Origin of the sequence: Shewanella sp. (assembly GCF_051658185.1) — a bacterium.
Taxonomy (GTDB): Bacteria; Pseudomonadota; Gammaproteobacteria; order Enterobacterales; family Shewanellaceae; genus Shewanella.
In genome coordinates, this window is sequence record NZ_JBOFMC010000133.1 from 1 (window position 1) to 8,036 (window position 8,036).

The 8,036-nt window shown below is 52.3% G+C and carries 6 protein-coding genes; 3 read left to right on the plus strand and 3 right to left on the minus strand.

The annotated features are described in order from the left end of the window. Window positions 1-1,380: sensor histidine kinase (locus ACRCZA_RS05610; protein ID WP_438673484.1), on the plus strand; the 1,380-nt coding region annotated here is incomplete at its 5' end. A gap of 230 nt (window positions 1,381-1,610) precedes the next feature. Here the strand turns inward: ACRCZA_RS05610 and ACRCZA_RS05615 are convergent. From ACRCZA_RS05615 to ACRCZA_RS05625, 3 genes are all read right to left on the minus strand, one after another. Continuing rightward, window positions 1,611-2,069: a GNAT family N-acetyltransferase gene (locus ACRCZA_RS05615; RefSeq protein ID WP_438673489.1), complete on the minus strand. Its 459-nt coding sequence runs from the start codon at window positions 2,067-2,069 to the stop codon at window positions 1,611-1,613. 151 nt (window positions 2,070-2,220) lie between these two features. After that, on the minus strand, window positions 2,221-2,880 hold the full coding sequence (locus tag ACRCZA_RS05620) for a 7-cyano-7-deazaguanine/7-aminomethyl-7-deazaguanine transporter (RefSeq protein WP_438673485.1): 660 nt from the start codon (window positions 2,878-2,880) through the stop codon (window positions 2,221-2,223). A 268-nt stretch (window positions 2,881-3,148) separates the two neighbouring features. Next, window positions 3,149-4,507, minus strand: a complete 1,359-nt coding sequence (locus ACRCZA_RS05625; protein ID WP_438673486.1) for an isochorismate synthase — start codon at window positions 4,505-4,507, stop codon at window positions 3,149-3,151. 418 nt (window positions 4,508-4,925) lie between these two features. Here ACRCZA_RS05625 and ACRCZA_RS05630 point away from each other — a divergent pair, with 418 nt between their 5' ends. Then, window positions 4,926-7,019 (plus strand): TonB-dependent receptor plug domain-containing protein, encoded by a 2,094-nt coding sequence (locus ACRCZA_RS05630; protein ID WP_438673487.1) that lies wholly within the window; start codon window positions 4,926-4,928, stop codon window positions 7,017-7,019. 1 nt (window position 7,020) lies between these two features. Further along, window positions 7,021-8,036 (plus strand): ABC transporter ATP-binding protein (locus ACRCZA_RS05635; protein WP_438673488.1); only part of this gene is annotated, 1,016 nt, incomplete at its 3' end.

Consider the following 8,036-nt stretch of genomic DNA (forward strand, 5'->3'; position numbering starts at 1 on the left):
CCGCTGCATTTTTTCCCTAAGGGGGATGAGTCTCAGGGGCGCGCCCTTGGCAGCTTAGTGTCCGAGGAGGTGCGCGAAAAAGTGCTGCAACAAGGCGAGCAGTGGGTGGACCGCGCCTTTGTCTACAACGATTGGTTTATTTCGGCCTACGCCCCGCTTAAGGATATTCGCGGTCAACGGGTGGGCATGATTTATACAGGATTTTCTGAGTCGCCTTTTATTCATAATTATTTATTGAATATCATAGAATTAGGCACAATTCTGATGTTGGTGCTGTTAGTCTCAGGCTTGTTGGTGTACCGCGGGGCCTACAGTTTATTGCAGCCGATTGAGCGCATTCACCATGTCGTGCAGGCGGTGCAATCGGGACGCAATATCCGCATTGGTGCCTTAGGCTTAGATAGAGATAACGAGTTATCCAATCTGGCCGAACAGTTTGATCGGATGCTCGACCTGCTGCAGCGGCGCAATGCTCAAATCCAAGCGGCGGCAGAGCAGCTTGAAATGAAGGTTGAAGAGCGCACCCGCAGTTTGCAGGATAAAACCCTCGAGCTGCAACGCAACGTCGCATTATTGAATGAAACCCGCCAGCAGCTGGTCACCAATGAAAAACTCACGGCCCTTGGGGAGTTGACGGCGGGGATCGCCCACGAGATCAACAATCCCACGGCAGTTATCCTCGGTAATATGGAATTATTACGCTACGAACTGGGTGATAAGGCTGAGGTGGTTAAAGAGGAAATTGATCTTGTCATTCAGCAGGTTGGGCGGATCAGCACCATCATCCGCAGTTTGCTGCAATACAGTCGCCCTGGCGAGTTTAATGCGCCCCTTGAGATGCATTCCATTACGCCGATCATTGAAGAAATGCTCGTGTTGGTCAGGCATTCCATTCAAAAACAAGAAGTGGTTTTGATCACTGAATTGAATGCGACTTGCCCGGTACAAGTTAATCGGCCGCAGCTATTGCAGGTATTAATTAATCTGGTGGTCAATGCCGCCCACGCGATGGCGGGCAAGGGACGGATTTGGATACGTACTTATGATTGGCTGCAGCAGGGCACACCCATTGGGGTAAAAATTGAAGTGGAAGATGAAGGCTCAGGCATTGCGCCCGAGCAACTTGGGCGGATTTTTGATCCCTTCTATACCACACGCAAGGATGGCACCGGTCTTGGTTTGTCTTTAAGTTACGGCATTATTAAGCGCATTGGTGGCACGATTGAGGTGAGCTCGACTCAGGGTAAAGGCTCCATCTTCACCATAGGGTTGTACCATGAGGCCAAAGAGGATCAACAAAACAATCCCTATGAAGGACTGCATTTTGCCGGTAATAACGCGGAGCACTCATCTGAGCAAGGTGCAAAGCCGCTTAAATAAGCCTGAGCGCCACATTATCCCAATAAAAAAAGCCGGATGATGAGTCCGGCCACAAAGAGTGTGAGCAATGTTGTGCTTGCAAACTCAAGATACCGTTAACGTCCTGATGACCAATTCTGGGCGTTAACGGTGAGCTTTAGAACGCCAGCTAACGATAATCATTCTCATCTTTGTTGGCAAGTCATTTATGCAACTATGGGGCATCTTTACACTGCGGCGCAGGTTGTGGGTTAAATCGACTTGTGTAAACGCAGCTTATGATTGATCTGATTTTGAGGATCGGCCATCAGCTCAGTAATTAAATATTGATTGTTAATCAACATATTGAGCATGGCTGGAAAGCGATTCATCGTCTTGACTTGGATATGGCGATAACCTTGGCGGCGTGCCCAGATTTCTTGATATTCCAGTAAACTCTGCGCCAGACCTAAACGTCTAAAATCGGTGGCGACTCCGCCTAACCAGCTGTAAAAAAGCGTGGCATCCTGTTCATATCCCAGTTTAAAACCGGCAAGTTCACCTTCGACATAGGCGAGTAGCAGCAGGCAATTTTTGCCCGCAAGGCGCTCGAGTAATGCTTGAGGGGTGAGGGGGCGATCGAATTCTGGGATCTGTTGGCTCAGTTCTACGATTTGATGGATGAGCAGCGGCGTTAATGCGGTCTTCGCTTCAATTTCAATAGAATACATCATTTTCTCTCATGGATATCGGCCCAACACCCCCGATTTGACGCCGCCGAGTTGCGAACAACTCGGTGGCATCGTGGGGCTGTATCGCTTGAGGGGCTTGGGCCGCAGACTAAATTGGACAAATTATAACAGGTCTGTCCAGTTGAGTTAATTATGAGGTTATTTTTTGCGGCGTAGTTTGCAATATCTTGTCTTGCAGCACTTTGAGGAGCACCCCATAGGCTGGCAAAAACAGGCCTAAACTCACGATAAGCTTAAAGCCGTAATCAACGGTGGCAATTTCTGGCCAATGGGCGGCCATAAAGCTGTCCGATGAGGCGTAAAACGCCACGCTAAAAAACACTAAGGTATCGACAAAATTCCCCACTAAGGTCGATGCCGCTGGCGCGACCCACCAAGAGCGGCTGGCGCGAAGGCGAGCAAACACGGTGATATCCATCAGTTGCCCAATTAAGTAGGCAGCAAAACTGGCAAAGGCGATGCGAAACACAAACGTGTTCCACTCACCAAGGGAGCTCGCCCCTTGGAAGCTGCCTTGATGAAATAATACGCCCATGATGTAGGAGATCATCAGTGCTGGGATCATCGCTTTGAGAATGATACTGCGCGCCGCCTGTTGTCCGAAAATCCGCACGGTTAGATCGGTGGCTAAATACACGAATGGAAAGCTAAATGCCCCCCAAGTGGTATGGTATCCAAAGAGTTGAAACGGGAGTTGTACCAAGTAGTTGCTGACGCAAATAATCAGTATATGGAATCCTACGAGTAGGAATAGGGCGCGGCTGAGCTGCGCAGGAGTTAACATTAACATCTGTGGCCTTTTTAGTTGTGTAGGGCGGGGTGAGGGAACCCGCTGGTTTCAATTTTATTATGTTGATTGAAGCGTTGCCCGATAGCGATTGGTTGAAATCGGGGCCGTCATTATAGTGATAGATCTTGGAGATGCAAGTGTCACAGAGCATTTGTGGTATCGGGCGTTTGCTCTGATGGCGTGGAGGCAACCCCTTCTGGGGCTGCCAGTTCAGGCGGCGTGAGCGAAAAAGTGGCTTTCAGTGCGGCATTCCTGCCGTGCAGTCAGATTAGAGCTCGATGAGGATCGACATAATCGTTGCCAGTTTATTTTCAAGCTCTTGCCATTCCGCCTCGGGATCAGAGCCAGCAATAATGCCCGCTCCCGCAAAGAGGTTGATGCGCCCAGGTTCGATGAGGGCGCTGCGGATCGCCACGGAAAACTCGCTTTCATCGCAATTAAAATAACCGCAGGCACCGGCATACCAACCCCGCACATAGCCTTCGTGCTCCCGAATAAAGCGCATGGCAGAATCCCGTGGCAGTCCGCCCACCGCTGGCGTGGGATGCAAGGCTTGCAGCAACTGAAAATCGTTCACCTCTGCTTTTAGCTCCGCCCGAATCGCCCTGTGTAGGTGCTGAATATGGGTGAGTTTAAAAATGGTTGCGGCTTCTTCGGCGCCCACATAATGGCTTAGCGGGGTTAATGCATTGACGATGTGGCTGCGAACAAGTTGATTTTCAATGCTATTTTTGTTGTCTTCCAAAAGCGCATTGGCAAGTGCGATATCTTCTTCCTGATTTAATCCCCGCACTGTGGTGCCGGCCAGCGCCTCGGTAAACAATTCTTGCTGGCTGCGGCGAAATAGCCGCTCAGGGGAGCAGGAAATAAAAGTGCGTTCAGGGCTAAATTGAAAACCAAATTGGAAACTGTTGGGGTTACGCCCTTGCCAGCAGGCGAGCACCATCCAAGGATCGGCCTGATCATTGACCTCGAGCTGGGTTAAGCGCGATAGCACAACTTTGGGAGTGTGTTGGTTGAACTCGGGCTCGATAACCTGTTCGACTAATGATTGCCAACGCGGAAAATCAGGGCAATCGCGGCGAGCGAGTAACGCGAGTTTATTGGGGGGGGCTAACGGTCTTGCGGGCATCACGGCTTCGAGGGCGGCAATGGCCTGATCAATTTCGCTAAGGTGATCATTATCGGCAAAATTGAGGTTGACCCTTAGGCTAAACTGCGTGGCGCTGCGGCGAAATTCGATGCGCGGGAGCACAAAGCGACTGTTACCAAATTCTGGCCAAGATGCGATGCTGCGATCAAAGGCCACGCCACCGTAGTAGCGAATATCTTGGTTGCTGGAGAGTGCGCGTTGCTGCTCATAGGTGTCGGCCAATTGCTGATCGGTAACGCCTGTCGCAAAGGTAATGTCTTTACAGGCGCCAATTGCCGCAACTTCTTCCAATTTATCCCGCCCATGCCAGTAAATACGCGGGTATTGCGTTTGGGATGCAAGCCATGAAATTAAAGGGATAGACACAGTTGTTAAAGACAACTGTAGGATCGGCTCCGTCGGCGGAACCTGCTTTAATTTAATGAGTTGGTCAATGAGAGACTTGAGGTCCTCAGACTGCGCATGAACGGGCAAATAGAACTCCAAAGGTAACCGATGGTAAAGGCGAGGGCTGAGTCTGCAGGTCAGCTCCCGTGAATGTGGATCAAGTTAATGCATTCTGGCTAAATATTTTACGTCTTGTGAAGTTAAACGTGTAGATAAGCATTTTTTCGCTCAAATTAAAGGCCGATGCCGCGAGTGTCAAGATGTAAGCCCCGAGCGTGTGACTTTTACCATAGTCTCATTTGAGTGCGATCTAAAATAGGATTGAGTCGGGTCTTTTTGTCCTGATGGCGTGAATGATTGGACATTATGTCTTTATGTGGTGTTTGTTGTTTTCCTATTTGTTGGTTTAAGTTGATCTAAGTTTGTTTTTCGGGCTTTTTTGATTGAGCCTGTGGGACCACGGCCCACAATAGACGGCACTTTTTAGCATTTTTGTGGAAAAATAATGAAAACCGTCTTGAGTGCGACGTCGTTAACCCTTGGTATTGGCCTGTGTTTTACGCTGCAAGGGGCTGAAGTCTCTTCCGATCCGCTGCTGAATGTGAGTGAGGTGATCGTTGTTCACGGTAAGCGCGGCCAAGCCAGTGATATGGCTACCACTCATTGGCGTTTAAGCGAAGATGAGATCCGTGCATCCGGCGCGCAGACGCTCGAACAGGTGCTTAAGAATGTGCCCGGCGTGTATATCCGCGTGGGAGGCGATGGTACCCCCAGAGTTGATATTCGCGGCTTTAAAACCCGTCATGTGACCTTGTTGGTCAACGGTGTCCCAATGAGCAGCGCTGAGGATGGCCAGTTTGACCCGAGCATGATCCCCGCCAGCCAAATCGCCGCCGTTGAAGTGGCGGTCGGGCCAACATCGGTACTGTATGGCCCGAGCGGTGCTGGTGGCGTGATCAATATCATCACCAAACAAGGCGGCAGCGCGTCTGCCGTGGCGGGACGGCTTGAGGCCGGCAAGGACGATACCTTGAACGGCGATATCAGCGCCGCTGCCTCCGGTGAGGTCTGGCAAGGGTCTGTGGGCCTAAGGCGTCAGCAGACCGATGGTTTCCCCCTGTCTGATGAGTTTACGCCTGCGCCCGCCCAAGGCCGCGGGTTAAGGGCAAACTCGGATAAAGCGCTGACTCAGCTGTATGCCCAAGGCAGTTATGGCTTATCGGAAAAGACGCAGCTGTTCGCCAATCTGGCGCTCAGCAGTGGTGAGTGGGGCAAGCCCGCCCGCGATGGGACTGGCAGTGGTAAGTTGAAATATGAACGTACCGATGATTATGACGCACATACCCTGCAGCTGGGGTTCGGCCATCGGGTGGATGATACCTTTACCTTGCGTGGCTTTGGTTACCATAATCAAAGCGATACCTTAGAGACCACCTATGCAGATGCCACTTATCAGGCGCTGACGGCCTCACAAGATGGCCGTTCTGTGGTGCAAGGTATTAATCTGCAGCTCATCAGCGATTTACAGACGGCAGGCCTGCTGACGACCTCGGTTATCGCCGAAAAACACCGTTGGCAGTCGCTTACCCAAAGTCATGCCGCGGATAATGCCGCCATCACGGGCGGGGGTAGCGGCTCCGGCGGCGGGAGTGGCTCTGGTAGCGGCTCGGGTGGTGGCACTGGCTCGGGTGGCGGATCTGGTGGTGGTTCCGGCGGTGGCATCGGTTCAGGTGGTTCTGGTTCCGGCGCTGCGGAACACTTCAATGATGCCGCTTGGTTGTATACGGCGGCGGCTGAGTATCAATATCAATCCGAGCATCACTATGGCGTTACCTTAGGGGCGGCTTATCATGCCCTCGACGTCCGCGAGGGGACGGAGGCTAACTATTCGGCCATGGCGTCGAGCTATTGGCAAGTGGCGGCTGATTCTCGCTTAAGTTTGAGTGTCGCCCGCAAAGTGCGTTTCCCGTCGATGCAAAACCTCTACTCCCTGCAGGCGGGCAATACGGAATTAGCCGCCGAAGTGTCTGAGCATGTGGAGCTGGGTTTGCAGCAACAACTGCCCTTGAGCACTGAGTTTGCTCTTTATGGTTATTACACCGATGCCAAGGATTATATCGCCAAGGATCTCAACGGGTTTTATCAAAATACGGGGCGCTACCGCTTCAAAGGGGTGGATTGGCAACTGACGAACCGAGCGATTGCCGGTGTCGATTTGCGCTTTGCCTACAGCTTCCTTGATTCTGCCCAGATGGCAGAGGATGCGAGTTTTGAGGCCGTGCAATATCGCCCGCGCCATCAGCTGCGCTGGCAGATGAGTTATACCTTGCCCTTTGATACCCAACTTCACCTCAATGTGGAGCGCATTTTTGACCAAGTGTATGCCACACAGGTGAAGGTGGGCGGCCAAACTCAATATCAAGCGCAATCCCTTGGTAACTACACCTTAGTGGATCTGAATATTGTGCAACCCCTCATTCGTGACAAGCTCGATGGCTATCTGCGGGTGACCAATTTGCTGGATGAAAATTACTACCAAAGCGAGGCGCTCCCTCAGGCTGGGCGGCAGTTCTTCGTTGGCATCAACTGGCAGATCTGATATGCGCCTCCTGACGCTTGATGGGGTGAGCTTTAACTACGCCAGCCAGCAAACGCCGGTGTTGCAGGGGATTGAGTTGACCATTGATGCAGGGCAATGTCACTGCGTTAGCGGCCCGACAGGTTCGGGCAAATCGAGTCTGCTTAATCTTCTGGCAGGCTTGGCGGCGCGCCCTCATGAAGGACACCTCTGGCGCGCCCCGCAGCTGATCACCGGTTTAGTGATGCAAGATCCTCAAGTGCAACTGCTGCGGCAAACGGTGGGGGCTGAGGTGGCTTTTGCCCTCGAAAACCTCGGTATTCCCAGCGAGCACATGCTGCCTAAAGTGCAATCGGCCTTGCGGCGAGTCGGTTTGTATTTGCGGCTCGATACGCCCGTGAGTAATTTGTCCCTCGGGCAACAATATCGCTTAATGCTTGCTGCCCAGCTGGTATGCGAGCCGCAGTTGTTGCTACTCGATGAGCCTTGGGCGCAGCTTGATGATCAAGGGGTCGAGGAGTTGTTAAAGGTGCTGCGTCAGTTGCTCGCCGACGGGGTGGCACTGGTTTTGGTTGAGCATCACGTTGCAGCCTTTCGTGAGCTGGTGCAGTTCCATTGGCAGCTTAAGGCGGGCAGCCTTTCTCCGGGCCGTTACCGGGGGGACGAGCTTCAAGGGATGGTCACTCTTGCGGGTGTCAGTCGGCAGAGGGCGATGCACTGGCCTGTTGATGGGCAAGAGACTACGCCCTTGGGTCAGGCGCTTATCCGCGCCGATGCCTTTGAGTTTGGTTTTGAGGGGGCGGAGCGCTTATTTGATTGCCCCCACGGATTTACCCTGCGAGCGGGAGAGATTGCAACCTTACTCGGTGATAACGGCTCGGGCAAAACCAGTCTGCTAAAAACGCTCGCAGGCCTGCAAAGCGTAAAGCAGCGTTTGCCGCTAAAGGTGCTTGGGCGGCGGCCAACGCTTGGGGTTTATGGTGCAGAGTTGGGATTATTAATGCAAAGACCCAGTCGGCAACTGTTCGAAACCACGGT

Coding starts and splice junctions, on each gene's coding strand:
- ACRCZA_RS05620 (WP_438673485.1), bottom strand. CDS start 2,880: ATGTTAATGTTAACTCCTGCGCAGCTCAGCCGCGCCCTATTCCTACTC.
- ACRCZA_RS05630 (WP_438673487.1), top strand. CDS start 4,926: ATGAAAACCGTCTTGAGTGCGACGTCGTTAACCCTTGGTATTGGCCTG.
- ACRCZA_RS05615 (WP_438673489.1), bottom strand. CDS start 2,069: ATGTATTCTATTGAAATTGAAGCGAAGACCGCATTAACGCCGCTGCTC.